This window comes from Streptomyces sp. NPDC047017, from assembly GCF_040644175.1.
Taxonomy (GTDB): Bacteria; Actinomycetota; Actinomycetes; order Streptomycetales; family Streptomycetaceae; genus Streptomyces.
Window position 1 is genome coordinate 18,614 of record NZ_JBEYVW010000032.1, and the last position, 26,234, is coordinate 44,847.

20 protein-coding genes and 1 pseudogene are annotated in these 26,234 nt (G+C 74.0%); 15 read left to right on the forward strand and 6 right to left on the reverse strand.

The window, feature by feature from the left end:
• Positions 1-285: 285 nt before the first annotated feature.
• On the forward strand, positions 286-501 hold the full coding sequence (locus ABZ858_RS35515; RefSeq protein WP_361388563.1) for an I78 family peptidase inhibitor: 216 nt from the start codon (positions 286-288) through the stop codon (positions 499-501).
• A 5-nt stretch (positions 502-506) separates the two neighbouring features.
• Here ABZ858_RS35515 and ABZ858_RS35520 read toward each other — a convergent pair whose 3' ends face one another.
• Entirely contained in the window at positions 507-1,529 is a 1,023-nt protein-coding gene (locus ABZ858_RS35520; protein WP_361388566.1) for a phosphatase PAP2 family protein, read from the reverse strand.
• Positions 1,530-1,755: 226 nt separating this feature from the next.
• A complete protein-coding gene (locus ABZ858_RS35525; protein WP_361388569.1) occupies positions 1,756-2,967 on the reverse strand; it encodes a hypothetical protein in 1,212 nt (403 codons plus the stop codon).
• Between the two features lie 259 nt (positions 2,968-3,226).
• Here ABZ858_RS35525 and ABZ858_RS35530 point away from each other — a divergent pair, with 259 nt between their 5' ends.
• Both ABZ858_RS35530 and ABZ858_RS35535 read left to right on the forward strand, forming a co-directional pair.
• Positions 3,227-4,828, forward strand: coding sequence for an MFS transporter (locus ABZ858_RS35530; protein WP_361388572.1), 1,602 nt, complete (start codon positions 3,227-3,229; stop codon positions 4,826-4,828).
• Between the two features lie 141 nt (positions 4,829-4,969).
• Positions 4,970-6,166 carry an acyl-CoA dehydrogenase family protein gene (locus tag ABZ858_RS35535; RefSeq protein WP_361388575.1) on the forward strand — a complete coding sequence of 399 codons (1,197 nt, stop codon included), beginning with the start codon at positions 4,970-4,972 and terminating at the stop codon, positions 6,164-6,166.
• A gap of 36 nt (positions 6,167-6,202) precedes the next feature.
• Here the strand turns inward: ABZ858_RS35535 and ABZ858_RS35540 are convergent, their stop codons facing one another.
• Positions 6,203-6,640, reverse strand: a complete 438-nt coding sequence (locus ABZ858_RS35540; RefSeq protein ID WP_361388578.1) for a cell division protein SepF — start codon at positions 6,638-6,640, stop codon at positions 6,203-6,205.
• Between the two features lie 204 nt (positions 6,641-6,844).
• Between ABZ858_RS35540 and ABZ858_RS35545 the strand changes: the two genes are divergently transcribed.
• The gene (locus tag ABZ858_RS35545) at positions 6,845-8,185 is read left to right on the forward strand and encodes a DUF5685 family protein (RefSeq protein WP_361388581.1); all 1,341 of its coding nucleotides are present in this window, start codon (positions 6,845-6,847) and stop codon (positions 8,183-8,185) included.
• Positions 8,186-8,273: 88 nt separating this feature from the next.
• On the opposite strand, the gene ABZ858_RS35550 is transcribed toward ABZ858_RS35545, so the two are convergent.
• Entirely contained in the window at positions 8,274-9,221 is a 948-nt protein-coding gene (locus ABZ858_RS35550) for an ABC transporter substrate-binding protein (RefSeq protein WP_361388584.1), read from the reverse strand.
• 447 nt (positions 9,222-9,668) lie between these two features.
• Between ABZ858_RS35550 and ABZ858_RS35555 the strand changes: the two genes are divergently transcribed.
• The 7 genes from ABZ858_RS35555 (at position 9,669) to ABZ858_RS35585 (ending at position 18,107) form a co-directional block, all read left to right on the forward strand.
• Positions 9,669-10,526 (forward strand): amino acid ABC transporter permease, encoded by an 858-nt coding sequence (locus tag ABZ858_RS35555; RefSeq protein ID WP_361388587.1) that lies wholly within the window; start codon positions 9,669-9,671, stop codon positions 10,524-10,526.
• Positions 10,523-12,277 (forward strand): FAD/NAD(P)-binding protein, encoded by a 1,755-nt coding sequence (locus tag ABZ858_RS35560; protein ID WP_361388590.1) that lies wholly within the window; start codon positions 10,523-10,525, stop codon positions 12,275-12,277. The genes ABZ858_RS35555 and ABZ858_RS35560 overlap by 4 nt, the downstream gene beginning before the upstream one ends.
• A 99-nt stretch (positions 12,278-12,376) precedes the next feature.
• Positions 12,377-13,138 carry an amino acid ABC transporter ATP-binding protein gene (locus ABZ858_RS35565; protein WP_361388593.1) on the forward strand — a complete coding sequence of 254 codons (762 nt, stop codon included), beginning with the start codon at positions 12,377-12,379 and terminating at the stop codon, positions 13,136-13,138.
• Positions 13,139-13,208: 70 nt separating this feature from the next.
• Positions 13,209-14,456, forward strand: coding sequence for an LLM class flavin-dependent oxidoreductase (locus ABZ858_RS35570; protein ID WP_361388595.1), 1,248 nt, complete (start codon positions 13,209-13,211; stop codon positions 14,454-14,456).
• A 290-nt stretch (positions 14,457-14,746) separates the two neighbouring features.
• On the forward strand, positions 14,747-15,526 hold the full coding sequence (locus ABZ858_RS35575) for a DUF1684 domain-containing protein (protein ID WP_361388598.1): 780 nt from the start codon (positions 14,747-14,749) through the stop codon (positions 15,524-15,526).
• Positions 15,527-15,771: 245 nt separating this feature from the next.
• Entirely contained in the window at positions 15,772-16,677 is a 906-nt protein-coding gene (locus ABZ858_RS35580; protein ID WP_361388601.1) for a S1 family peptidase, read from the forward strand.
• Positions 16,678-17,027: 350 nt separating this feature from the next.
• Entirely contained in the window at positions 17,028-18,107 is a 1,080-nt protein-coding gene (locus ABZ858_RS35585; RefSeq protein ID WP_361388604.1) for a S1 family peptidase, read from the forward strand.
• A 377-nt stretch (positions 18,108-18,484) separates the two neighbouring features.
• Here ABZ858_RS35585 and ABZ858_RS35590 read toward each other — a convergent pair.
• A pseudogene (locus tag ABZ858_RS35590) lies at positions 18,485-19,507 on the reverse strand (DUF3533 domain-containing protein); the annotation flags it as partial.
• A 151-nt stretch (positions 19,508-19,658) separates the two neighbouring features.
• Between ABZ858_RS35590 and ABZ858_RS35595 the strand changes: the two are divergent.
• Both ABZ858_RS35595 and ABZ858_RS35600 read left to right on the forward strand, forming a co-directional pair.
• Positions 19,659-23,237: a DNA polymerase III subunit alpha gene (locus ABZ858_RS35595; RefSeq protein WP_361388607.1), complete on the forward strand. Its 3,579-nt coding sequence runs from the start codon at positions 19,659-19,661 to the stop codon at positions 23,235-23,237.
• Positions 23,234-24,208: a hypothetical protein gene (locus ABZ858_RS35600; protein WP_361388610.1), complete on the forward strand. Its 975-nt coding sequence runs from the start codon at positions 23,234-23,236 to the stop codon at positions 24,206-24,208. Before ABZ858_RS35595 ends, ABZ858_RS35600 begins: the two co-directional genes overlap by 4 nt.
• A 17-nt stretch (positions 24,209-24,225) precedes the next feature.
• Here the strand turns inward: ABZ858_RS35600 and ABZ858_RS35605 are convergent, their stop codons facing one another.
• Entirely contained in the window at positions 24,226-24,600 is a 375-nt protein-coding gene (locus ABZ858_RS35605) for a cupin domain-containing protein (protein ID WP_361388613.1), read from the reverse strand.
• 100 nt (positions 24,601-24,700) lie between these two features.
• Between ABZ858_RS35605 and ABZ858_RS35610 the strand changes: the two genes are divergently transcribed.
• Complete coding sequence (locus tag ABZ858_RS35610; protein ID WP_361388616.1) at positions 24,701-25,147, forward strand: MarR family winged helix-turn-helix transcriptional regulator; 447 nt, start codon at positions 24,701-24,703, stop codon at positions 25,145-25,147.
• Between the two features lie 209 nt (positions 25,148-25,356).
• Complete coding sequence (locus ABZ858_RS35615) at positions 25,357-26,217, forward strand: alpha/beta fold hydrolase (RefSeq protein ID WP_361388619.1); 861 nt, start codon at positions 25,357-25,359, stop codon at positions 26,215-26,217.
• The last annotated feature ends 17 nt before the right edge of the window (positions 26,218-26,234 follow it).

Genomic DNA, 26,234 nt, shown 5'->3' on the forward strand with positions numbered 1-26,234 from the left:
GGAATGCGGGAGGAACGGCCCGTCGAACACACCTCGTCCCGGTTGCCGTCCCGTTCTCCCGGCCCTTTCCGCAAGGCTTTTCCCGGCCTGTTCGGGCCTCGGGGGAATTACGTTCGAATACCCGCGGAAGAGGGAACAACTCCTCCCGGGACCGAGGAAGTTCAGCCGGACACCGTCGTGGTGATCTTGTGACGTAAACGTGACAGGGGCGGCTGAGGCGGCTCACGTGACTCCCGGGGCGGTGGTGAGCTTCCCCCGTCGCCGCCCGGCGTCTAGCGTGGCGGCATGGCACCGATTCCCACTCCGCCCGCGGAGTCCCAGGACAGTCCGGAAGGGTACGTCGGCCTGGAGGCCGGCCGGGCCGAGCGGCTCGCGCGCGACCGGGGCTGGACCACGGTGCGCGCCCTGGCGCCGGGCACCGTCATCACCATGGAGTACCGGGTGGGACGGCTCAACTTCGAGGTCGAGGACGGGCGGGTGGCCCGCGCCTGGAAGGGCTGAGCCGGTCAGGGGCGGGCCGCCGAGGCCGTACCGCGCGGCACCCGGTCGGGGTGCGGCGGGCGGCGGCCGCCGGCCGGGCCGAGCGGCAGGCGCTCCGCGCGCGCCGGGTGCGGACCGGGGGCGAGGTAGACCGGCGCCCGGGCCGAGCGGCTCGCGCCGACCGTCTCGCGGGCCGACGCGGCCTCCTTCGGGGCGCCGGCCGGACGCGGCCGGCGCAGCGCGGGCACGCCCACGGGCAGGGCCGGGACGGGGGCCCGCAGCGGCCGCTCGCGCCGGGCCCGCCAGCGGTCGCGCAGGTCGAACAGGGCGGTCTCGGTACGCGCGATCAGCGGCTCGCACCACGGCAGCGCCAGCAGGATCAGCAGGCCGGCGGCCCAGCCGAGGAGCACGTCGCTGAGCCAGTGCGTCCCCAGGTAGACGGTGGTGAGGCCGACGCCGAGCGAGGTCACCGCGGACAGCGCCGACAGCCAGCGGCGCGCCCTCGGGGTGGAGGCGAGATAGGCCAGGATGCCCCAGGTCACCACGGCGTTGGCGGTGTGGCCGCTGGGAAATATATCGCCGCCCAGGCCCATCTCGTTCGAGCCGATGACGGTCGCGTAGTGCGGTCCGAGCCGTCCCATGCCGTACTTGGCGGCGCCCACCGTGACGTTCAGCAGCAGCAGGGAGGCGCCGAGGGTGAGCAGCGGGCGCAGGGTGTGCTGCCGCCAGGAGCGCCAGCCCAGCCAGGAGGCGACCATCACGGCGGTGGGGCCGCGCTGGCCCAGCACCACGTAGTAGTCGAGGAACGCGTGGATCTGCGGCCACTGCTGGTACGGCCGGAAGAACATGACCTGCCAGTCGAGGCGGACCAGCCAGGAGGTGGTCACCACGGCCCAGACGATCGCCAGGTAGAAGGCCAGGGTCGCCGAGAACAGCACCACCCGGTGCCTGCTCATTCTCGGCACGTCGATGTGCGCCGGCCGCTGTGGCTCACGGTCCAGCCTGGCGAACACCCGGTCCAGGCGGGTGAGGGTTCCTTCGGTACGCACCTAATCGACGTTACAGCGAGTGTGCTCAGTCCCCTGACGAATCAGGTGGTTTGTGATAACGATGTGATGTGGGATTGCTCTCAACGGAGCCTGTTTTCCGCGGATTTCACAATCGTCTTACCTGCCCGGCACGCATTTCCTTTGATCATTCCGGCGGGCGCTTATCTGAAGTTTATGAATGCTTCGCGGAAGTCCCGGAGAGGGAATTCGCCGCGGGGAGGGCCGGTCACGGCGGGCCCGAGCCGTTCAGCCACAGCGCCCCGTAGAGCGCCGAGACCAGCGCGACGCCGCCCACGATCCAGGCCGCCCGCCGGGCGCGCGTCCGGGCCAGGGCCAGGGCGAGCGGGAACAGCAGCGGGAAGGCGGGCAGCAGCAGGCGCGGCTTGGAGCCGAAGTAGCTCGACGCGCACAGCGCCAGCGCGGTGACCACGCCCGAGTACACCAGCGGCGCGAGCGGCTGGCGCTGCCGTACGCCGGTGGCGTACAGCCACAGGATCGCCGCCACCCCGGCGGTCAGCCCGAGCCCGGCCAGGGCCGGCAGGGGCGAGGTGAACTTGCCGGCGACGAAGCGGGCGAAGGCGTATCCGCCGTCGAAGCCGTTGCGCCAGCCGGCCTGGACGTCGAGGTAGCCGAGCGGGCCCCCACCGGTGCGATGGCCGACCCACAGGACGTAGCCGGCGGCGCCCAGCGGGGCGAGCAGCATGCCGAGGAGGCGGCGGGCGGGGGCGCCGGCGGCCGCGGGGGCGCGCGGAGCGGGCCGGGCGCCCCCGGGCGCCGGCGCGCTCCGGTCGGGCTCGAAGGAGGTGATCGCCGCCGCCCACACCGCGGCGGCCACGGCGAGACCGACCGGCCGGGTCAGCCCCGCCAGCAGCGCCAGCGTCCCCGCGCCGGCCCAGCGGCCGGTCAGCACGCAGTACAGCGACCAGGCGGCGAGCGCCGTGAACAGCGACTCGCTGTACGCCATCGACTGCACGATCCCCACCGGCAGGAGCGCCCACAGCAGCACCGCGCAGACCCCGGCCCGCCGGCCGTGCAGGAGGTCGGCCACCGCGAAGATCCCCCAGGCCGCGGCGAGCGAGGCGAGCAGGCTCACCACGAAGCCCGCGTCGGCGTACGACAGCGGGCCCACGGCGGCCCCCAGCCGCTCCAGCCAGGGCAGCAGCGGGAAGAAGGCCAGGTCGGAGTGGACGTCCCCGTTCGGCAGCCGCACCTGATGGCCGTAGCCGCCGCCGGCCACCCTGGCGTACCAGAGGGAGTCCCAGCGGGCGGTCAGCAGGGTGTACGCGCTCTTGCCGCGCGCCGCGCTCCACAGTGCCAGGACCAGCAGCCCCAGGGCGCGGACGGCCGCGTACCCGAGGAGCGCCGGGGCCACCCGGCGCAGGGCCCGGCGCAGGGCCGCCGGGCGGGTCGCTTCCGCGCGCGTCGCGAGATCGGTCACGGGCCCGATTATCGACGGGGCGCGGGGCGGCCGGGACCGCCGGGCCGGACCGGGCGGCCCGCACAGTGGCGTACGCCACACGGGTTGCGGGCGGCGGGTGAGAGCTGGGCCATGCTGGACGGCGGAGGACTCGCGTAGGCTGCCGAGTCACTCGCACATCGCCGCACAGGCCGGGGACCACCGCTCCTCCCCGGCCGAGCCGCGGGGGTCCCCGCCCCGCCGGCCCGCCGATGCGAGGGTTCATCTGGGAGGTACGTACATGTCCGGGACGACCACGGCCGCCGCACGGCTGCGCCGTCGTCAGGCCGGGGCCGGTGCGGGCCGCTGGGTCGTCCTGGTGGTGCTCTGCGTCAGCCTGCTGCTGGTCGCGGTGGACGCGACCGTGCTGCACGTGGCGGTGCCCGCCGTCACCGAGGACCTGCGGCCCGGCCCCGTCGAACTGCTCTGGATCGTCGACGTCTACCCGCTGGTCTGCGCCTCGCTGCTGATCCTCTTCGGCACGCTCGGTGACCGGGTCGGGCGCAGACGCGTCCTGCTGCTGGGCTACGGCCTCTTCGGGATCGCGTCCGCCGTGGCGGCCTTCGCCCACGAACCGCGGACGCTGATCCTCGCCCGGGCGCTGCTCGGCGTCGGCGGCGCCATGATCATGCCCGCCACGCTGTCGATCCTGCGCCAGGTCTTCCCCGACCGGCGCGAGCGCGCGCTCGCGATCGGTATCTGGAGCGCGGTCGCCGCGGTGGGCGCGGCGGTCGGGCCGCTGCTCGGCGGCTTCCTCCTTGAGCACTTCTGGTGGGGCTCGGTCTTCCTCGTCAACATCCCGCTGATGCTGGTCAGCCTGCCGGTGGGGCGGCTGCTGCTGCCCGAGTCGACCGGGGAGCGCGACGGGCCCTGGGACGTGGTCGGCGCGCTGCTCGCGGCGGCCGGCCTGTTCGGCACGGTGCTGGGGGTGCAGCGGCTCGGCGGCGGTGAGCCCGTGCTCAGCGCGCTCACCCTGGGGCCGCTGCTGGTGGGCGTGGCGCTCCTCGTGACGTTCGTGCGGCGGCAGCGCCGGCGCGAGCATCCGCTGGTGGACCTCGGGATGTTCGCGCGGCCGGCCTTCAGCACGGCGGTGGGCTGCATCGTGCTGGCGATGCTGGCGCTGGTCGGCCTGGAGCTGATCGCCGCCCAGTACTTGCAGCTGGTGCTCGGGCTCTCGCCGCTGCGCACCGGGCTGCGGCTGCTGCCGCTGACCTTCGCCGCGATGGCGGCCGGGCTCGCGGGCGCGCGCGTGCTGCGGCGGTTCGGGCCGCGGCGGATGGTGTCCGCCGGGTTCTGTGTGACAGCGGTCGCGGTCGTGGTGCTGACCGCGATGGGCGGGACCGACGACGCCGCGCTGCTGCTGGCCGGGTTCGTACTGCTCGGCCTCGGCCTGGAGACCACGCTGTTCGGGGCGTACGAGTCGATGCTCAGCGAGGCGCCGCCGGACCGCGCGGGCGGGGCCGCGGCGATCGGTGAGACCTCCTACCAGCTGGGCGCCGGGATGGGCATCGCCCTGCTGGGCACGGTGATGAACGCCGCGTACGCGCCCGGTCTCACCCGGGTGCCGGGGGTGCCGGCGGCCGACTCGGCGGCGGCCTCGCACTCGCTGGGGGAGGCCTACGACGTCGCCGCCCGGCTCGGCGGTCCGGCGGGCGGCGCCCTGCGCAGTGCCGCCCGGGACGCGTTCGTGCACGGACTGCATGTGACGCTGCTGGTCAGCGCCGGACTGCTGCTGCTGGGCGCGGTGGCCGCGCTGCGCCTGCCGCGGGTGATGCAGTGCGAGGAGGCGGGGGTGGAGGTGCCCGCGCAGCGCGAGGCCGAACGCTCCCGCGTCTCCGCGTGACCCGCCTCTCTCCTTGCGCCGCCGCGGCATCGGGCGCCGCCGCGCGGGGAAGGGCGGCTCTGGACGTGGGACGCGTCGCGTCGTAACGTCGGCCCGGAGCCGTTTAACTAGCGATGCTAGTTTCCTTAGTCGGAGGTGCCCATGCCGGCGTCGTCGAAGTCGTCGCTGCCCCCGTTCGACCCCGCCGACCCCCTCGGGATCGACGATCTGCTGGACCCGGAGGACCTCGCCGTCCGCGACACCGTGCGCGCCTGGGCCGCCGACCGGGTGCTGCCGCACATCGGCCGCTGGTACGAGGACGGCGAGCTGCCCGGCATCCGGGAGCTGGCCCGCGAGCTGGGCGCGCTCGGCGCGCTCGGCATGTCGCTGAGCGGGTACGGCTGCGCCGGCGCCAGTGCCGTGCAGTACGGCCTGGCCTGCCTGGAGCTGGAGGCCGCCGACTCCGGTATCCGCTCCCTCGTCTCGGTGCAGGGCTCCCTCGCCATGTACGCCATCCACCGCTTCGGCAGCGAGGAGCAGAAGCAGCGGTGGCTGCCCCCGATGGCGGCCGGTGAGGCGATCGGCTGCTTCGGGCTCACCGAGCCCGACCACGGCTCCGACCCGGCCTCGATGCGCACCCGCGCCAAGCGCGACGGCACCGACTGGGTGCTCGACGGACGCAAGATGTGGATCACCAACGGCTCGGTGGCCCAGGTCGCCGTCGTCTGGGCGCAGACCGAGGACGGCATCCGCGGCTTCGTCGTCCCCACCGACAGCCCCGGCTTCTCCGCCCCCGAGATCAAGCACAAGTGGTCGCTGCGCGCCTCGGTCACCAGCGAACTGGTCCTCGACGGCGTACGGCTGCCCGCGGACGCCGTACTGCCGGAGGTCACCGGGCTGCGCGGACCGCTCGGCTGCCTGTCGCACGCCCGCTACGGCATCGTCTGGGGCGCCATGGGCGCGGCCCGGTCCTGCTTCGAGGCCGCCGTCGGCTACGCCAAGGGGCGCGAGCAGTTCGGCAGGCCCATCGGCGGCTTCCAGCTCACCCAGGCCAAGCTCGCCGACATGGCGGTCGAACTGCACAAGGGGATCCTGCTCGCCCACCATCTGGGGCGGCGCATGGACGCCGGCCGCCTGCGCCCCGAGCAGGTCAGCTTCGGCAAGCTCAACAACGTGCGGGAGGCGATCGAGATCTGCCGCACGGCGCGCACGATCCTCGGCGCCAACGGCATCTCCCTCGAATACCCCGTGATGCGGCACGCGACCAACCTGGAGTCGGTGCTCACCTACGAGGGCACCGTCGAGATGCACCAGCTCGTGCTGGGCAAGGCGCTCACCGGTCTCGACGCCTTCCGGTGAGGCCCGGGTGGGGCAGGGCCGGCGTGCGGCCCTGCCTCAGCTCTGGTTGAAGAACCCGTCCGAACGGTGCGCCCCCGGGTCACCGCTGACGATCTCGGTGTCGGCGGGGGAGAGCAGGAACACCCGGGTGGACACGCGGTCGATGGAGCCGCGCAGCCCGAACACCAGCCCGGCCGCGAAGTCGACCACGCGTTTGGCGTCGGACGCCTCCATCGCCGTGAGGTTGACGATCACGGGTACCCCCTCGCGGAACAGCTCGCCGATGGCGCGGGCGTCGCGGAAGCTGTCCGGCGTCACCGTGCCGATCCGGCGGCCCTTCTCCTCGGCCGAGTCCGTGGCGACCTTCACCCGGGGGTCGGTGACCCAGGCGTCCCCGGGCTCGGCCCCCTCGGAGTAGTCGTCGTCGTAGTAGCGCTCGTCTTCGTTGTCGTCGACGAGGCCGAGCCACGCACTCGCCTTGCGTACCGATCCCATGGACGCCTCCTCTCACAGCGGTCTTTCTTGCTTTCCGCATCCCTATGGTCATCCATGATGCGGACGGCGCGCCAAGTGGATAGACGCCGCGCGGGGGGTTTGTGACGGTACTGGTGCACAGCCGATCCGTCGAGAGCCTTGTGCCCCAAGGGTCACGCCCTACACCGATGCTGACTGGGAGTGAAATATGATTGTCCACGGCACATGGGTGAGCAATGGCGCGTACGGGTGAACGTACGGCCGGGCGAACGGGTGACCGGTACGACCGGTACGGCCGCTGCGACGCGGCGGCCCAACGCCGTACAGACCACGGGGGATCGTCGTGTTCGGAATCGTCAGGCCCTGCGCCACCGGCTCGGCGACCGCCTCAAGGCCCAGTGGACGGCCCACTTGTGCGGGCTGTGCCTGGCGCTGCGCGGGGACCACGGGCAGTTCGCGCGGATCGCGACGAACTATGACGGCCTGCTCATATCGGTTCTGACGGAGGCTCAGGGGGAGGAGCCGGGCGAGTCCGGGCGCGGGCGGCGGCGGCGTACGGCCGGACCGTGCCCGTTGCGCGGGATGCGGACCGCGTCCGTCGCCCGGGGCGAGGGCGCGCGGCTGGCGGCCTGTGTCTCGCTCGTGCTGGCCTCCGCCAAGATGCGCGACCACGTCGCCGACGGCGACGGGCTGCTGGCCCGGCGGCCGGTGGCGCTCGCCGCACGCCGGGTCGCCGACAGCTGGTCACGCGCGGGGGCCCGCACCGGGGCCGACATCGGATTCGACACGGCCGTCCTGCTCGACGCGGTGCGGCGGCAGGACGGCGTCGAGGCGCTGGCCGGGCCCGGGACGCCGGTCCTGACGGTCACCGAGCCGACCGAGACGGCGACCGCCGCCGCCTTCGCGCACACCGCCCACCTCGCCGGACGGCCGGGCAACGCCGCGCCGCTCGCCGAGGCCGGGCGCCTCTTCGGCCGGCTCGCGCACCTCCTGGACGCGGTGGAGGACCGCGCGGCCGACGCCGCCTCGGGCGCCTGGAACCCGCTGACCGCGACCGGCACTTCGCTCACCGAGGCCCGCCGGCTCGCCGACGACGCGGTGCACGGCATCCGCCTCGCCCTGAAAGAGGTGGAGTTCGGCGACGGCCGGCTCGCGCACCTGCTGCTCGCGCACGAGCTGTCCCGCTCGGTGGACCGCGCCTTCGGAACCCGGTCCTGCGGACATGCGGCGGGAGAGGCGACAGGAGACCCGGCAGGGCATCCGGCAGGACACAAGGCGGAGGAGCCGCACGCCCCGCACGGCCCCGGCAACCCCTACCAGGGCGGTCGGCCGCACGACGGCGAGCCGCCGCGCCCCGGCGGCCGCGGTTTCTGGGCCGGGTGCGCGGCCGCCCTCGGGCTGTGCTGCACCTGCAAGGCGTGCTGCGCCGAGGAGTTCGACGGACCGTGGTCCGGGCGGCGGCGCGGGGGCTGGTGCCGGTACTGCGAGTGCTGCGAGGCGTGCGAGTGCTGTGAGGTGTGCGAGTGCTGCCAGTGCTGTGAGTGCTGTGGGGGCTGCAGCTGCTGAGCGCGCTCACGCTCCCGCTCCCGCGCTCCCGCTCCCGCGCTCCCGCGCTCCCGCGCTCCCGCGCTCCCGCGCCGGCCGTGACGGGCGTTCAGTTCTTCAGTTCGGGGGGTGAGATCCGGGACGTCTTGATCGCCGAGTCCGTCGTGCCCCACTTGTCGAGGATCTTCTTGTACGTCCCGTCGGCGATCAGCCGGTTCACCGCGGCCCGGAAGGCCGGCGCCAGTTCGGTGCCCTTCTTGAAGGCGAAGCCGACGTCGAGCCGGTGGAACTCGTTGAGGAACTTCAGCCCCGGCTGGTGGGCGACCGAGTACCGCAGGCCGTTGATGGTCGACATCACCACGTCGCTGCGGCCCTGCTGGAGCGAGGACCACAGGGCGCCGTCCTCGGCGTAGGTCTGCACGCGGTACGCCTTCTTGCCCGCGTCCGTGCACAGGTGCTTGTTCTGCTCCAGCGTGGCCTCGAAGGTGGTGCCCGCGCCGGTGGCGATGTCCAGGCCGCACAGCTGCCGGAGATCGGTGACCTTGCCCAGCTTGCTGTCCTTGCGGGTGGCGAAGCCCTGGCCGTCGTTGATGTAGGTGACGAAGTCGATGGTCCTGCGCCGCTTGTCGGTCACGCCGAAGTTGCCGGCGCCGATGTCGTACTTGCCGCTGTCGAGGGCGGGCAGGATCGCCTCGAAACTCGCCTGCCGCGTCTTGAGCTTGACGCCCAGTGCCTTGGCGACGGCGTTCGCGAAGTCGACGTCCTGGCCGGCCAGCGTCTTGCCGTCGCCCAGGAAGGAGGTGCCCGGCGGGGTGCTGCCGATCGCGTAGGCGATGGTCAGGTCCGAGGTGCCCGGCGGCAGCAGCGCGGCGGCCCCGGCGTCCTTCTGGACGCCGGAGACGACGTCCGTGGTCGGGATCTTGTCGGCCGCCCGGGAGGAGCCCCCGGCGGAGGCGCCGCCGGAACCGGAGCCGCACGCGGTGAGCAGCAGTGCCGCGGAACTGATCAGGGCAAAGGGGATGAAATGCCGTCTACGGGCACGCGTGGGCGTACGCATGGTGTGCGGTCTCCTGGGAGCAAAGGGGTGTCAGCGGGCGCGAGGGGAGGGGAGCGCGTGTGAAGGCGGGAAGCGCGTGCGAAGGCGGGAAGCGGGAGAATCAGGAGCAGCGGGGCGGCACGGCGGAACGCCGGGGACGCCCGGGGGCATCAAGGCGCGCAGGGGGTCGGCTCAACAAGAACAGGACCACACTCGACCGAAGTCGATGTGGGAGCGCGTGACCAGCCACTGCTGCGGATGCATGGGCCAAGTGGAACAGGCATGCGGGTCCGCGTCAACCGAGTCGAGACGTTCGGCTCATATGCTGGACACCCTTGACAGCGAGGGGAAACGGGACCGTACTCTCGACCGCGACGGCCCTGCTGAGGGGCTCGGCCGTAGCGCGCCCCGCGGCGCCGCCCGTGTGAAGGCACCACCCGTGTTCGACCTACGTCACGGAGCCTTCGCATGTCCTCCGACACCCTCGCCGAGGCGCCCGCCGCGCCCGGCATCCCCGGACAGGACGACGTCCCGCGCATCGTGCCGCAACGCCGGCTCGGCCAGTGGACCGCCGCCGCCGTCGTCCTCGTCCTGCTCGGCCTCGCCCTGACCTCCGTCGTCCGCAACAAGGCGTTCCAATGGGACGTCGTCGCCGACTACTTCACCTCCGCCTCCGTGCTGCGCGGACTGTGGCTCACGCTCTGGCTGACCGCCCTGGTGATGGTGCTCGGCTTCGCGCTCGGCACCCTGCTCGCCGTCTTCCGGCTCTCCGCCAACCCGGTGCTGCGCGCGGTCAGCCGCGGCTACGTCTGGCTGTTCCGGTCGATCCCGATCCTGGTGCAGCTGCTGCTGTGGTTCAACATCGGGGCGCTGTACCCGACGCTCTTCGGCGTGCGCACGGTCGACCTGCTCGGGCCGGTCACCGTCGCGATCGTCGGACTCACCCTGCACGAGGCCGCGTTCGCCGCCGAGGTGGTGCGCGGCGGCGTCCTCTCCGTGGACCGCGGCCAGATCGAGGCCGCCCAGGCGCTCGGCCTGAGCCGGTGGCGGCGCCTGCGGCGGATCGTGCTGCCACAGGCGATGCGCTCCATCGTGCCGCCCGCCGGGAACATGCTGATCGGCACCCTCAAGGGCACCTCCATCGTCAGCGTCATCGCCGTCCAGGACCTGCTGTACTCGGCCCAGCTCGTCTACCACCAGACCTATCAGGTCATCCCGCTGCTGATGGTGGCCACCCTCTGGTACACCGTCGTCACCACCGTGCTCGGCGTCGGCCAGCACTACGTCGAGAAGTACTACGCCCGGGGCACGGAGGCCACCCGGTGAGGCCCTCCCTGGTCATCGTCGGGGCCGGGCCGCGGGGGACCGGTCTCATCGAGCGGATCGCCGCCAACGCGCCCGAGCTGTACGGCGGTTCCGGTCTGGACATCCACCTCGTCGACCCGCACCCGCCCGGCGGCGGACGCATCTGGCGCGCCGCCCAGTCCCCGCTGCTGTGGATGAACTCGCACGCCGAGGACGTCACCATGTTCACCGACGACACCGTGGACATGGCCGGCCCGGTCCGTGAGGGCCCCACCCTGCACGAGTGGGCGGGCCTGGCCGGCCGCACCTTCGGCGACCGCCGCCTCCAGGGCGCCTATCTGCGCTGGGTGTACGACGAGGCGGTCGCCGCGCTGCCCGACGGTGTCACCGTGCACCACCACCGGCGCCGCGCCCTGCGCCTGAGCGGGCCGCGCGAGGGCCGCCAGCAGGTGTGGCTGGAGGGCCGCCCGCGCCCCCTGCTCGCCGATCTGGTGGTGCTCGCCCTCGGGCACCTGGACGCCGAACTCGACGACGAGCAGCGGGAACTGGCCGCCCACGCCCGCCGCCACGGCCTGGTCCACCTGCCGCCCGACTTCACCGCCGACAGCGACCTGTCCGTCCTGAAACCCGGCGAACCCGTCCTGGTGCGCGGCTTCGGGCTCGCCTTCGTCGACCTGATGGTGCTGCTGACCGAGGGCCGCGGCGGCCGCCACGAGCAGGGCACCTACCGGCCCTCGGGACGGGAACCGGTGCTGTACGCCGGCTCGCGGCGCGGGGTGCCGTACCACTCGAAGATCGGCTACGACCTCACCGGCGCCCGCCCGCCGCTGCCCCGCTTCCTCGGCCCCGCCGAGATCGACGCGCTGCTCGCCCGGCCGGACGGCGTGGACTTCCACCGCGACGTGTGGCCGCTGGTCGACAAGGAGCTGGGGTTCGCCCACTACCACCGGCTGTTCACGGCCCACCCCGAACGGACGGCCATGTCCTGGGCCGACTTCGAGGAGCGGTACGCCGTCGCCGGTCCCGCCGGCCGCCGGGCCCTGGCCGAGGCCGCCGTGCCCGACCCCGCCGACCGGCTCGACCTCACCGCCCTCGACCGCCCGCTGGCCGGTGTGCGGCATGCCTCGCCCGAGGAGTTCCAGGCGGAGCTGCGCGGCCGCATCGAGGCCGACCTGCGCCGCCGCCACGACCCGGCCCACAGCGCCGACCTGGGACTCTTCCTCGGACTGCTGTCCGTCTACGGGCAGTTGACCCGGCTCGGTGACACCGGGTCCCGGTGGCACGGCTTCTTCAGCTTCCTCGCCTCCGGGCCGCCCGGGCCCCGGCTGCGGCAGATGCTCGCGCTGTCGCGCGCGGGCATCCTGAAGTTCGTCGGCGCGGACATGACCGTCACCACCGGGGACGGCGTGTTCCGGGCGTCGAGCGCCTCCGTCCCCGGCCACACCGTCGAGGCGCGGGCGCTGGTCGAGGCACGGCTGCCCGAGCCCACGCTCCGGCGCACCCGCGACCCGCTGCTGCGCGCGCTGTACGAGGAGGGCGCCGCCGAGACCCCGGACGGACTGCTCCGCGTCGACCGCGCCGACGGCCGGGTCCTGGACCGGGCCGGCCGGCCGCACCCCCGGCGCTTCGCGCTCGGCCCGTACACCGACGGCCGTACCCCCGGCGCGTTCACCCGGCCGCGCACCGGCGGCCCCGCGTTCCGGCAGAACGACGCCGCCGCCCGCGCGGCGCTGGCCTTCCTGTGCGCGGGAGCCTCCCGCGCCGTCGCCTGAGCGCGGCCGCGCCCCGCGCGCCCCTCTCCCGCACCTCCCTTGCTTCCGCCCCTTCCCTTGCTTCCCTCCCTCACCACCGGCACCGAAGGAATCACCGCGATGAGCGTCATGGTCGACATCAGGTCCGTCCACAAGAGCTTCGGCCCGCTGGATGTCCTCAAGGGCATCGACCTGCAAGTGAGCACCGGTCAGGTCACCGTGATCCTCGGCCCGTCCGGCTCGGGCAAGTCGACCCTGCTGCGCACCATCAACCATCTGGAGAAGGTGGACCGGGGCGCGATCAGCGTCGACGGCACCCTCGTCGGCTACCGCCGCTCCGGCGACAAGCTGCACGAACTGCCCGAGCGCGAGGTGCTCAGACAGCGCACCCGGATCGGCTTCGTCTTCCAGAACTTCCATCTCTTCCCGCACCTGACCGTGCTGGAGAACATCGTCGAGGCACCCGTCGCCGCGCTCAAGCGGCCCCGCGCCGAGGCCGTGGCGGCCGCGCGCGGCCTGCTGGAGCGGGTGGGGCTCGCCGACAAGGCCGGCGCCTATCCGCGGCAGCTCTCCGGCGGCCAGCAGCAGCGCGTGGCGATCGCCCGCGCGCTGGCCCTGGAGCCCGGCCTGCTGCTGTTCGACGAACCGACCTCCGCGCTCGACCCCGAACTGGTCGGAGAGGTCCTCGACGTCATCAAGGACCTGGCCCGCCAGGGCACCACGATGATCGTCGTCACCCATGAGATCGGCTTCGCCCGCGAGGTCGCCGACACGGTGGTGTTCATGGACGCCGGGCGGATCGTCGAGCAGGGGCCGCCCGGCGAGGTGCTGGACCGGCCGCGGCACGAGCGGACGCGGGCCTTCCTGTCCAAGGTCCTGTGACCGGCGTGATGTGCGTGACGCGCCGGGACGGCCGCGGGGGCCGCGGCCCGTGCGGGAAGGACGTCCCGCGATGACGGTGCCGCACGCGCGGGGGCTGCTGCACCTGGCCGCCGCCGTCGACCGGCAGTCGGCGTACGACGCCGGTGCCTACGCCGAGGCGGTCCGGCTCGCCGAGAGCGGGGGCCTCGACTTCGTGACGCTCGACGACAGCCGCACGCGCCCCGGGCCCGACGCGCTCGCCGTCCTGACCCGGGCGGCCCCCGCCACCCACCGCATCGGCCTGGTCCCGACCGTCACGTCCCCGCACACGGGGCCGACGCCGGTGCCGGCGGCCGTGACGGCCCTCGACCGGATCACCCGCGGCCGGGCCGGCTGGCGCGCGGGGGCGCCGGCCGGTGGAGGCGCTGGCGTGACGGTGGGGGTGGATGAGGAGTGGGGGGCGGGCGGCGACGAGTGGGGAGAGGAGGGGGCCGGGGACGGCCGGGGCGGGAACGTCGACGTCCGGGACCGGGGTCGACGGGACGGTGTGAGCGACCGGGGCGGTCCGGGCGACCGGGACCGTCTGAGCGACCGGGGCGGCCGGGGCGGTCGTACGGATCGTGTCGGGGGCTGGGACGTGAGCCGGGACATGAGCCGGGACGGGGGCGTCGGCCGGTTGGCCGGTCGGGGGGAGGGGCGGTACGGCGGTGGCGCCGGGGCGGCCCTCGCCGGGCGGGCCGCCCCGGTCGCGTCCCGGTCCCCGCAGGGGTGTCCCGTCCGGGTGGTCGACGCCACCGAGGACCCCGAGAGCGCCGTACGGGGCACGGTGGCGCGCGACGCCGACGTCGTGCTGATCCGCGTGCGGAGCCCGGCGCGGGCCGCGGCCGTACGGGACGGGCTGCGCGCGGAGGCGGCCCGGTCCGGCCGCGACCCGGACACCCTGCGGGTCCTGGCCGGCCTGGTCGTGGACCTCGGCGACGGCGAGTACGCCGCCGAACGGGGGTGGGGGCACCCCCCGTTCGAGCGCGCCCGGGAACTCGGGGGAGCGGGCGGCGGCCCCCGGCCGGGCCCCCGGGACCCGCTGTACCGGGGCGGCCCGGTGGACCTCGCCGAACTGATCACCACCTGGCACCGGGAGGGCGCCGTCGACGGGTTCCACCTGGTGCCCGCCGAGCCGGGCCGCGACCTGGAGCGGCTGGTCAACGGCACGGTGGCGCTGCTCCAGCACCGCGGCCTGTTCCGCACCTTCTATCCCGGCAGCACGCTCAGGGAGCACCTGGGGCTGGGCCCGGTCCGCCGGACCGGGGCGCGGGCGGCCGGCGGCGGGGGCCGCGGGTGAACGGGGCGCGTACGCGGCCGTCGTACGGGCCCGCCGCGGAGCCATCCGGTCGTCGTCCGGGCGGGCGAATCGAACGCCGGCCGGACGTCCGCCCTCCCGGCGGCCGGCCCGGTCCCCGCCCGGCACCGCCCGGCTCGGCGGGTGCGCGCGCCGGGAGACGGGCGATGGCCGCGCCCCCCTCGGGACACGGGCGACGGCCGCGATCCCCCCGCGCACACGCGGTACCAGGGCGCCCCTGTGCGCCCGCACTCCGGTTTGGCCGCCTGGCCACCTATGGAAGGGTTGATCACATGACGGACGCATCCGACCGGTGGAAGCAGTGGCACGAGCACCGCACCGAGACGGTGTCGGCGCCCTACGGCCCGCTCTCGCTGACCGGCACGCACTGGCTCCAGGACCACCCGGACGGTTCCCTTCCGGGCATTCCCGGGACCTGGACGGCCGACGGCGACGCGGTCGTGCTCACCGCTGCCGGGGCGGACGGACCGACCGTCGACGGCCGCCCGCCCGCCGGCCCGGTACGGCTCGGCGCCGACACCGGCGCGGTGGCGGACGCCCGGGTCGCGCTGGGCGAGCGCCGGCTGACCGTGCTCGTCCGCGAAGGCGCCTGGGCCGTACGGGACTACGACCCCGGCTCCCCGGCGCACCGGGCGTTCCGGGGCATCGAGGCCACCCCGCACGACGCGCGCTGGTCGGTGCCGGGGCGCTTCACGCCGTACGAGGAGAGCCGGACCGTGCGCGTGCCCCACGCGGACGGACACGAGCGCGGCCTCGGGCTCGCCGGCGAACTGGCTTTCACGCTGGAGGGACAGGAGCACACGCTCCAGGTCGCCCGGCAGCCGGACGGCGCGCTGTGGGCGGTGTTCGCCGACGCCACCAGCGGGAAGGACAGCTTCCGCTTCCGGTTCCTGCACCCGGAGGCGCCGGACGGCGAGGGGCGCACCACGGTGGACTTCAACCGCGCCGTGCTCCCGCCGTGCGCGTTCGCCGACCACTTCCTGTGCCCCTTCCCGCCGCCCGGCAACACGCTGGACCTCGCGATACCGGCGGGGGAGCGCACCCTGCTCTGAGGGCGCGCTGCCCGGTGACTGACGTCCCGTCAAGCACCCACGATCGCACACAGTCCACTCGAAACACACAGGGCCGCACGGCCGAAAGGCACCCTTGCGCCGACCGGCCGTGCGGCCGAATACTCCCCCCACAGCGCTTGTCAGGGGCACAACCTGTCTGGTTCCCGGACCTTCGCTCCTGGCTCTGCGCCTCACGGGCCCCGACCCCACGCGGGCCCCCGACTTCCTTTGTGGAGGAACGAAAAGTGAGGATCAAGCGCACTGCCCCCCGCGGCGGCATCACGAGACAGGCCCGGCTGATCGCCCTCGCCGCCGGGCTCGTGGCCACCGCCGCGTTCGCGGCCCCCAGCGCGAACGCGTCCGACACCGGCACCTTCAGCGCCGCCCAGCTCACCAAGGCGAGCGACTCGGTGCTCAAGGCCGACGTCCCCGGCACCGCCTGGGTGGTCGACAGCGCACACAACCGGGTGGTCGTCACCGCCGACAGCAGGGTCTCCCAGGCCCAGATCGACAAGATCGAACAGCAGGCGGGCACCGACTCCGGGGCCCTGACCATCAAGCGCACGCCGGGCAGGTTCAACAAGCTGATCTCCGGCGGCGACGCCATCTACGCCAGCGGCTGGCGCTGCTCGCTGGGCTTCAACGTCCAGGACGCCAGCGGCAACTACTACTTCCTGACCGCCGGCCACTGCACCGACGGCGCGGGCACCTGGTGGTCGGACTCCTCGCACGCGACCACGCTCGGCACCACGGCCGGCTCCTCCTTCCCGACCAACGACTACGGCATCGTGCGCTACACCAACAGCTCGGTGACCAAGTCCGGCACGGTGGGCAGCGTGGACATCAAGAGCGCGGCCACACCGTCCGTCGGCACCACCGTCTACCGGCGCGGCTCCACGACCGGCATCCACAGCGGCCGGGTCACCGCGCTCAACGCGACGGTCAACTACGGCAACGGCGACGTCGTCTACGGCCTCATCCAGACCACGGTCTGCGCCGAGGCCGGCGACTCCGGCGGTCCGCTGTACTCCAACAGCGGGGTCGCCTACGGCCTGACCTCCGGCGGCAGCGGCGACTGCACCTCCGGCGGTACGACCTTCTTCCAGCCGGTCACCGAGGCGCTGAGCGCCTACGGGGTCCACGTGTACTGACATGTACTGACGGCAGCCTTCGGACGAGGCCCCGCACGCGACTCGCGTGCGGGGCCTCGCCGTTGCCGGTCCTTCGGAACCTTCGGTTCCGTAAGGGCGAGAACAAGACAGGAGTAGACCTCACAGAGCGCTGACAGGTTACTCGCTCGTAGTGTTTGCAGAGCGAACGGGGACGGTGTGACCTCGGGCGCTCAAGGCGCAAGGGGCGTACGCCGGTTGACGTACGTGCGTCCAGAACTCGACCTTGTGTGCTCCCTGCGGGCCTCGGAATAGTAGGCGCCGTTCAACCGCCTTCCGGCCCGCGAGGTCCCCACAACCTCCCTGGTCGATCCCCCCACAGGAGGACGAAGTTGAAGCATCGACGCATACCCCTGCGCCGTCCGGCCGTGGTGGGCGCGGGCATCGCCGCGCTCGTCGCCGCCGGAGTCACCTTCCAGACTGCGAACGCCAGTGAGCCCGCGCAGGCCCCCACGGCCCGCACGCTGTCCGCCCCGGCGGCCGGAAAGGTCGCCTCGACCCTGCTCAAGGACCTCGGTTCCGGCACGGCGGGCGCGTACTACGACGCCCGGGCGCGCCACCTCGTGGTCAACGTGCTCGACGAGGACACCGCCCGGACTGTGGAGCGGGCGGGGGCGAAGGCCAGATTCGTCGAGCACACCCTCGCCGAACTCGACGGCGCCCGTACGGCGCTCGCGAAGGGCGCGACCATCCCCGGCACCTCGTGGGCGACCGACCCGGTCACCGACAAGGTGGTCGTCACCGCCGACAGCACGGTCTCCGGGGCCGGCTGGGCCAAGCTGTCCAAGGTCGTCGACGGGCTCGGCGGCAAGGCCGAACTCAAGCGGTCGCGGGGGAAGTTCAAGCCCTTCGTCGCGGGCGGTGACGCCATCACCGGATCCGGGGGCCGCTGCTCGCTCGGCTTCAACGTGGTCAAGGGCGGCCAACCGTACTTCCTGACCGCCGGCCACTGCACCTCCGCCATCTCCACCTGGTCGGACTCCAGCGGCACGGTGATCGGCGGCAACGCGCAGTCCGAGTTCCCGGGCAACGACTTCGGCCTGGTCAAGTACACCGGGTCCGTGGACCACCCGAGCGCGGTCGACCTCTACAACGGCTCGGCGCAGCAGATCACCAAGGCGGGCGAGGCGACCGTCGGCGAGAAGGTGACCCGCAGCGGCTCCACGACCCATGTGCACAGCGGCACGGTCACCGGTCTGAACGCCACCGTGAACTACTCCGAGGGCACGGTCAGCGGCCTCATCCAGACCGATGTGTGCGCCGAGCCCGGTGACAGCGGCGGTTCGCTGTTCGACGGCGACACCGCGATCGGCCTGACCTCCGGCGGCAGCGGCGACTGCGCCTCCGGCGGCGAGACCTTCTTCCAGCCGGTCACCGAGGCGCTGTCGGCGACCGGCACCCAGCTCGGCTGAGGCCGACCCTCCGGCCGGACCACACCCCCCCCACGGGAACCGTGAGAGTCCCGCTTCCGCGCGTGAGAGACGCGGGGGCGGGGCTCTCACGTGTCGTCCTCGGCGCCGGGGGCGGTGCTGGTGTTGGGGGCGGGGTCCGTGTCGGCTCCCGTGCCGGGGGCGGGCGCGGCGTTCGGGTCGGTGAAGGTGTCGTGCTCGCGCGGGGGCCTGGGGGTCTCCGCGGGCGTATCTGTGCGCGTAGGCGCAGGCGCAGGGGTGGATGTGGCCCCGTCCGTGCGGGCCTCGCCCGCCGCCTCCGTCTCCTCGGGGCTGTCCTTCCACTCCGTTCCGGCGGCGCCGCCCGTACCGCCCGTACCGCTCGCGACGCCCGCCGCCCGTCTCCGCGTCAGCCCCGCGGCCAGCAGGGTGAGCACCACCCCGGCCGCCGCCCAGGCCGCCAGCACCAGCAGGGCGCCCGTCAGGGCGTGGCCGCGGAAGTACGCGATCGAGCGCGCCGCCCAGGTCCCCGCCCCCGGCGGCAGGGCCGGCCCGATCGCCTTCCAGAACGGCGGCAGCAGCGGCAGCGGGAAGGCGCCGCCCGCGCTCGGGTTGCCCGCGATCACCACCAGCAGGATCGCCAGGCCGATGCCGATGATGCCGAAGACGCCCTGGAGGGCGAGCGTGGCGGCGCCCACGGCGAAGGTGACCAGCGCCCCGAGCCCCCACAGGGACACGACCCTGCCCGGCAGCGCGCCCAGGACCGGGCCCACGACGACCGCGCCGCCCAGCCCGCCGGCGATCGCGACCAGGGCCATGGCGGCCAGCCGGATCGAGGCCCGCCGGAGGTTGGCGGGCCGGGCGCCGGTGCTGATGGCGAGGATCGAGGCGCACAGATAGCCGCCGACGCACCAGCCCACGACCAGGTAGAAGGCGGACAGGCCGTTGAAGTCGCCGGCCTGGGCCGGGGCCACGTCCACCGTCCGTACCGCCCGCCGCTGGTCCTTCTCCACGGCGCCGACCAGCCGGTCCAGGGTGGTGGCGAGGATGGTGCCGCCGCCGGAGGCGACCAGGAGCGTGTCGGTGGTGCCGGACGGGGCGACGACCAGGGCGCCGTCGATGTCCCGGTCCATGATCTGCCGGCGGGCCGCCGCCTCGTCGGCCACCGTGCGCGGGTCCAGCGGCGTGCCGGGCAGCCGGCGCAGCCGGTCCGCCGTCCGCTCGGCCACCGACCGGGGCGCCACGACCGCGAAGGGCACGTCCTTGGCCTTCGGGTGGTGCAGCGCGCCCACGTAGGAGGCGATGAACAGCAGCTGGAGCGCCACCACGCCGATGACGAGCAGCGTGGCCCGTGGGGTGACGGCGTCCTTGACCTCCTGGCGGAAGGGGCGGGTGCGCCGGTGGGCGGCGTGGGGGTGCGTCATGCCCTCACGCTGCTCGGCGGCGGACGTTTGCGCAGGTGGGGGGCGCCCGAATGGATGTCGCACAGATGTTCGGGAATTGGTTTATGGTGGGGGAGGAGTAGTGAACAGATGTTCGATAGTTCGTTCGGGCTCACGAGTGCGGGAGGTGCGGATGCCGGGTTTCACGCATCTGCACACCGCCTCCGGGTTCTCCCTGCGCTACGGCGCCTCGCACCCGGAGCGGCTGGCCGAGCGCGCCGCCGAGCGGGGCATGGACGCCCTCGCCCTCACCGACCGCGACACCCTGGCCGGCGCGGTGCGCTTCGCCAAGGCCTGCGCGACGGCGGGCGTCCGCCCGCTGTTCGGCGTGGAACTGGCGACGGCCGGACCCGAGCCGGTACGGCCCGAGCGGCGCCGGACGCCGGTGCGCGGCGGTGCCTTCGTAGACGAGTCGGCCCCCCGTGTCACCTTCCTCGCCCGGGACGGCGCCCGCGGCTGGGCCGACCTGTGCCGCCTGGTCACCGCCGCCCACGCGGGCCCCGGCACCCCGCTGCTCACCTGGCCCGACAACCACGCCGACGGCCTGACCGTGCTGCTCGGCCCCGGTTCCGACGTCGGCCGGGCGCTGGCCGCGGGCCGCCCCGACCGGGCCGCGCGGCTCCTCGTCCCCTGGCGCGAGGTCTACGGCGACGCCCTGCGCCTGGAGGCCGTCTGGCACGGCCGCGAGGGCACCGGGCCCGGCTCCCTGCGGCTGGCCGCCCGTACCGTCGGCTTCGCCGCCGAGCAGCGGGTCCGGCCGGTGCTCAGCAACGCCGTCCGCTACGCCGACCCCGGCCAGGGCCCGGTCGCCGACGTCCTGGACGCCGCCCGCCGGCTGGTCCCCCTGGCCGCCGCCGGGGAACGCGACTCCGGCGAGGCGTGGCTGAAGGACCCGGGCGCGATGCTGGGCGCGGCCGAGCGGATCGTGGCGGCCGCGGGCTTCCGGCGCGAGGCCGCCCACCGGCTGCTGGAGCGGACCCGGGCCGCGGCCGCCGAGTGCCTGGTCGGCCCGGAGGAAGACCTCGGCATGGGCGTCGTCCACTTCCCCGAGCCGCGGCTGGTCGGCGCCGCCCGCCGCACCGCCCAGCGCACGCTCGCCTCCCGGGCGGCGGCGGGCATGGTGCTGCGCGGCCACGCCGGACGGCGCGCGTACTGGGAGCGGATGCACGAGGAACTGGACGTCATCGCGTACCACGGCTACGCCTCCTACTTCCTCACCGTCGCCCAAGTGGTGGACGACGTACGGAAGATGGGCATCCGGGTGGCCGCGCGCGGTTCCGGCGCGGGCTCCCTCGTCAACCACCTCCTCGGCATCGCCCACGCCGACCCGGTCGAGCACGGGCTGCTGATGGAGCGCTTCCTGTCCAGGCGGCGGTTCGTGCTGCCCGACATCGACATCGACGTGGAGTCCGCGCGCCGCCTGGAGGTCTACCGGAAGATCATCGACCGGTTCGGCGCCGAACGGGTGGCGACGGTCGCCATGCCGGAGACGTACCGGGTCCGGCACGCCATCCGCGACGTGGGCGCGGCGCTGTCCATGGACCCCGCCGAGATCGACCGCGTCGCCAAGTCCTTCCCGCACATCCGCGCCCGCGACGCCCGCGCGGCGCTGGAGGAACTGCCCGAGCTGAAACGGCTGGCCGGACAGAAGGAGCGGTACGGCAGGCTGTGGGAACTGGTCGAGGCGCTGGACGCCCTGCCGCGCGGCGTCGCCATGCACCCCTGCGGCGTGCTGCTGTCCGACGCCTCCCTGCCGGCCCGGACGCCGGTCGTGCCCACCAGCGGCGAGGGGCTGCCCATGTCCCAGTTCGACAAGCAGGACGTGGAGGACCTCGGGCTGCTCAAACTGGACGTGCTGGGGGTGCGGATGCAGTCCGCGATGGCGCACGCGGTCGCGGAGGTGGCGCGGACCACGGGGGAGCGGATCGACCTGGACTCCGTGCCGCAGGGCGACCCGGCGACGTACCGGCTCATCCGCTCCACGCAGACGCTGGGCTGCTTCCAGATCGAGTCCCCTGGCCAGCGCGATCTGGTGGGGCGGCTCCAGCCGGCCACGTTCCACGATCTGGTCGTCGACATCTCGCTCTTCCGGCCCGGCCCGGTCGCCGCCGACATGGTGCGGCCGTTCATCGAGGCGCGGCACGGGCGGGCGCCGGTGCGCTATCCGCACCCGGACCTGCGGGAGCCGCTGGCGGAGACGTACGGGGTGGTCGTCTTCCACGAGCAGATCATCCACATCGTGCACGTCATGACCGGCTGCGGACGCGACGAGGCGGACCGGGTGCGGCGCGGGCTGTCCGATCCGGAGTCGCAGGGGCGGATCAAGGTGTGGTTCGCGCAGCACGCGGCGGCACGGGGATACGGCGAAGAAACGATTCAGCGCACCTGGGAGATCGTCGAGGCGTTCGGGTCGTACGGCTTCTGCAAGGCGCACGCGGTGGCCTTCGCCGTGCCGACGTACCAGTCGGCGTGGCTCAAGGCCCACCACCCGGCCGCCTTCTACGCCGGGCTGCTCACGCACGATCCCGGGATGTACCCGAAGCGGCTGCTGCTGGCCGACGCGCGGCGGCGCGGGGTGCCGATCCTGCCGCTGGACGTGAACCGGTCGGGGATCGCCCACCGGATCGAACTGGTGTCTGATCAGGGGTCCTCTTCGTCCGGAATCTGGGGACTTCGGCTGGCCCTCTCGGACGTGCACGGCATCAGCGAGACCGAGGCGGCGCGGATCGCGGACGGCCAGCCGTACGCCTCGCTGCTCGACTTCTGGGAACGGGCCCGCCCCAGCCGTCCCGTCGCCGGGCGGCTCGCCCAGGTGGGCGCGCTGGACGCGTTCGGCGCCAACCGCCGCGACCTGCGACTGCACCTGACCGAGCTGCACCGGGGCACCCGCGGCGCGGGCGGCCGCCAGCTCCCGCTGGCCGGCGGGCGCCGGACGGCCGGGGCCGGGCTGCCCGACCTGTCCGACGCCGAGCGGCTCAGCGCCGAACTGGGCGTGCTGTCCATGGACACCTCGCGCAACCTCATGGACGACCACCGGGCCTTCCTCGACGAGCTGGGCGTGGTCTCCGCGCGCCGGCTGCGCACGGCACGGCACGGTGAGACGGTGCTGGTCGCGGGCGCCAAGGCGGCCACCCAGACGCCGCCGATCCGGTCCGGCAAGCGGGTCGTCTTCACCACGCTGGACGACGGCACCGGCCTGGTCGACCTGGCCTTCTTCGACGACTCCCACGACGCCTGCGCGTACACCGTCTTCCACTCCTGGCTGCTGCTGGTGCGCGGAGTGGTGCAGCGGCGCGGCCCGCGCAGCCTGAGCGTGGTGGGCGCCGCCGCCTGGAACCTCGCCGAACTGGCCGAACTGCGCGCCGAGGGCGGCCTGGAGCAGGTCGCGGCCCGGCTGGCCCGCCCCGGCGGCACGGCGGAGGGGGCCGGGGGCGGTGGTGACGGAGAGGGCCACGACGGCGGTGGTGGAGAGGGCCGCGACGGCGGTGGTGGCGATGCGCGGCGGGCGCGGCTCGCCGGGTCGGACGGCCGGCCCGCGCCCGCCGGTTCCGCGGCGCCGGACCCGATGGAGACGGCCCGGGCCGCCGGGGACCGCCGCATCCGGATGCCCACCGGCTACGAGATGCACCCATGGGCGGATCTGCGCCCGGCGGGCGAAGGGCCCGCGAGCGGAAGGAAGTTGTGGCACCAGAGTCCAGGGAGCGCGGGATGACCATCCTCTGTGTACGTTTCCAGCTGCCTTCGATGTACGAGGCGGCCCTGCCGGGACTGCTCGGACTCCTGGAGGAGTTCACCCCGGTCGTCGAGGCGCTGCCGCCGGACGGGGCGCTGGCCGATCTGCGCGGCGCCGAACGGTACTTCGGGCGCGGCGCGGCCGAGCTGGCGTCGGTGATCCGGGTCCGCGCGCTCGCCCGGTTCGGCGTCGACTGCGCGATCGGCGCCGGACCGGGACCGATGCTGGCCCGCATGGCCCTGGGCGAGGCGAGGCCCGGACTCACCCGCGCGGTGCCGGGCGATCCGGACGCGGTCGCGGAGTTCCTCGCCGGGCGGCCCGTCGTCGCGCTGCCCGGCGTCGGCCCGGCGACGGCGCGCACCCTGGGCGAGTACGGCCTGGACACCCTGGGCCGGGTCGCCGCCGCGCCGCTGTCCACGCTCCAGCGCCTGGTCGGCGCGCGGGCCGGCCGCGAGCTGCACGAGAGGGCGAACGGCGTCGACCGCGGCCGGGTCGTCCCCAACGCCGTCTCCCGGTCCCTGGCCACCGAACGCCCCTTCGGCCACGACGAGCTGGACCCCGGCCGGCACCGCGCGGCCCTGCTCTCGGCCGCCGGGGAACTGGGCGAGCGGCTGCGCGCCCTCGGCAAGGTCTGCGGCGCCCTGACCCTCACCGTGCGCTACGCCGACCGGTCCGCCACCGTCCGCTGCCGCGCGCTGGCGGAGCCGACCGCCCACTCGGCGGCGCTGACCGGGGCCGCGTACGGCATGTACGAGGCCCTGGGGCTCCAGCGCGCCCGGGTCCGGGTGCTCGCCCTGCGCGCCGAGGGGCTGGACTCCGCCGAGCACGCCTCCCACCAGCTCACCTTCGACCCCGCTGACGAGAAGGTCCGCCGGATCGAGGAGGTCGCGGACCGCGCGCGGGCCAGGTTCGGGCCGCGCGCGGTGCTGCCGGGGACGCTGGCCGCGTGACCTCCGCCGCGGCGCGGTCAGTTGGCCCACGGCGGGGTGAGCACGGTGCCGTCCGCCAGGTGGGCCCGCAGGCCGACGGACGTGGTGACCCAGGAGACCGCGGTGCGGTCCGCGGGGTTCTCCACGGTGAGTGTCGCGCCGGGGTTGATGATCACCGTGTCGCCCGCGGTGACGCGCTCGGTGCGGTCGTCCAGCGTGATCAGCAGCTCGCCTTCGAGCAGGTGGAAGATCTCCTCGTGGGTGACGGTGTGGGCGGGCGCCCTGGTGCCGGCGGGGATCTCGCCGCGCCAGGCGCACAGCTGCCGGGAGCCGGTGAGCGGGGTGGCGTACGAGACGAAACGGGCGCCGTGGATCTCATGGGTCACGGCTTCGGAGGCGCGGACGACGGGCATGGGTGTCTCCTCGGGAAAAGTAGTCAAGCTGCTTGACCAAGCGTCTCGGCTCCATGGTCAAGCAGGTTGACCAATTGGTCAAGGGTGTTTCAATGTCCCGGTGCACAGCTCCGAGGCCATGGCCCTCTCCGCCGCCCTGCTCGCCGCCGCCGGCGAACTGACGCAACGCGTCAACGAGGGCGTCGCCGCCCGCGGTTTCGAGGGGGTGCGGCCCGCGCACGGCTTCGCGTTCGCGCGCCTCGCGCCGGACGGCGCGACCGTCACCGAGCTGGCTGCCCACCTCGGGGTCACCAAGCAGGCGGCCAGCCAGCTCGTCGACGAGATCGTGCGCAAGGGGTACGCCGAGCGGCGGCCCCACCCCGGCGACGCGCGCGCCCGGCTGATCGTGCTGACCGCGCGGGGCCTGGCCTGCACGCGCGCGGCGGAGGAGTCGGCCGCGGAGGCCGTGCGGGGGTGGACCGCGGTGCTCGGCGAGGACGAGGCGCGCGCGCTGGGGGAGCGGCTGACGCGGATCGCGCCGCGCGGACCCATTCGGCCCGCCTGGTGACGAGGGGGCGGTCTGCCGTGTGACGGCTCGGCAGGGCTGTTGTCACGCAGGCCCGTCGACTCTGCGGGCACCCCGGAAAGTTTTTACTGACGCGTAACTTCACACTTGGACTACTCGTTCGTAACTTGACGAGTGAACAGCATCCTCGTGATCCGGATCACAGGGCGCAGTGCCGTCGCACCTCCCTTGAGCCGCAAGGAGATCACACGATGCTGCCCTTCCCGCGCGCCCGGAGACACCTGGCCGCCCTGTTCCTGGCCGCCGCCCTCGCCGTCGTCCCGGCCGCCGCCGCCCACGCCTCCGCCGCCCCCAGTTCGGGCTGGAACGACTACCACTGCAAGCCGTCCGCCGCCCACCCCCGCCCCGTCGTCCTCGTCCACGGCACCTTCGGCAACTCCGTCGACAACTGGCTCGGCCTGGCGCCCTACCTCCAGGCCCGCGGGTACTGCGTCTTCTCCCTCGACTACGGGCAACTGCCCGGCGTCCCGGTCTTCAACGGCCTCGGTCCCATCGACAAGTCGGCAGGCCAGCTGTCCGCCTTCGTCGACCAGGTGCTCGCCGCCACCGGCGCGGCCAAGGCCGACCTCGTCGGCCACTCGCAGGGCGGCATGATGCCCCGCTACTACCTGAAGTTCCTCGGCGGCGCCGCCAAGGTCAACGCCCTCGTCGGCATCGCCCCCGACAACCACGGCACCACCCTCAGCGGCCTGGCCAACCTGCTGCCGTACTTCCCGGGCGCCGCGGACCTGCTCTCCGCCGCCACGCCCGGACTCGCCGACCAGGTCGCCGGGTCCGCCTTCATCACCAAGCTCAACGCGGGCGGGGACACCGTGCCCGGCGTGCACTACACGGTCATCGCCACCCAGGACGACGAAGTGGTCACCCCCTGGCGGACCCAGTACCTGAGCGGCTCCGACGTCCACAACGTCCTGCTGCAGGACCTCTGCCCGGTCGACCTGTCCGAGCACGTGGCCATCGGCACGATCGACCGCATCGCCTTCCACGAGGTGGCCGACGCACTCGACCCCGCGCACGCCACCGCCACCACCTGCGCGTCCGTGTTCAGCTGACACGGCGTGCGCGCCGG

Excerpts from the sequence above, each read along its gene's own strand:
- ABZ858_RS35595 (WP_361388607.1), top strand. The coding sequence starts at position 19,659 with ATGCCGGGTTTCACGCATCTGCACACCGCCTCCGGGTTCTCCCTGCGC.
- ABZ858_RS35535 (WP_361388575.1), top strand. The coding sequence starts at position 4,970 with ATGCCGGCGTCGTCGAAGTCGTCGCTGCCCCCGTTCGACCCCGCCGAC.
- ABZ858_RS35605 (WP_361388613.1), bottom strand. The coding sequence starts at position 24,600 with ATGCCCGTCGTCCGCGCCTCCGAAGCCGTGACCCATGAGATCCACGGC.
- ABZ858_RS35555 (WP_361388587.1), top strand. The coding sequence starts at position 9,669 with ATGTCCTCCGACACCCTCGCCGAGGCGCCCGCCGCGCCCGGCATCCCC.
- ABZ858_RS35565 (WP_361388593.1), top strand. The coding sequence starts at position 12,377 with ATGAGCGTCATGGTCGACATCAGGTCCGTCCACAAGAGCTTCGGCCCG.
- ABZ858_RS35545 (WP_361388581.1), top strand. The coding sequence starts at position 6,845 with ATGGGTGAGCAATGGCGCGTACGGGTGAACGTACGGCCGGGCGAACGG.
- ABZ858_RS35570 (WP_361388595.1), top strand. The coding sequence starts at position 13,209 with ATGACGGTGCCGCACGCGCGGGGGCTGCTGCACCTGGCCGCCGCCGTC.
- ABZ858_RS35530 (WP_361388572.1), top strand. The coding sequence starts at position 3,227 with ATGTCCGGGACGACCACGGCCGCCGCACGGCTGCGCCGTCGTCAGGCC.
- ABZ858_RS35615 (WP_361388619.1), top strand. The coding sequence starts at position 25,357 with ATGCTGCCCTTCCCGCGCGCCCGGAGACACCTGGCCGCCCTGTTCCTG.
- ABZ858_RS35600 (WP_361388610.1), top strand. The coding sequence starts at position 23,234 with ATGACCATCCTCTGTGTACGTTTCCAGCTGCCTTCGATGTACGAGGCG.
- ABZ858_RS35550 (WP_361388584.1), bottom strand. The coding sequence starts at position 9,221 with ATGCGTACGCCCACGCGTGCCCGTAGACGGCATTTCATCCCCTTTGCC.
- ABZ858_RS35515 (WP_361388563.1), top strand. The coding sequence starts at position 286 with ATGGCACCGATTCCCACTCCGCCCGCGGAGTCCCAGGACAGTCCGGAA.
- ABZ858_RS35540 (WP_361388578.1), bottom strand. The coding sequence starts at position 6,640 with ATGGGATCGGTACGCAAGGCGAGTGCGTGGCTCGGCCTCGTCGACGAC.
- ABZ858_RS35575 (WP_361388598.1), top strand. The coding sequence starts at position 14,747 with ATGACGGACGCATCCGACCGGTGGAAGCAGTGGCACGAGCACCGCACC.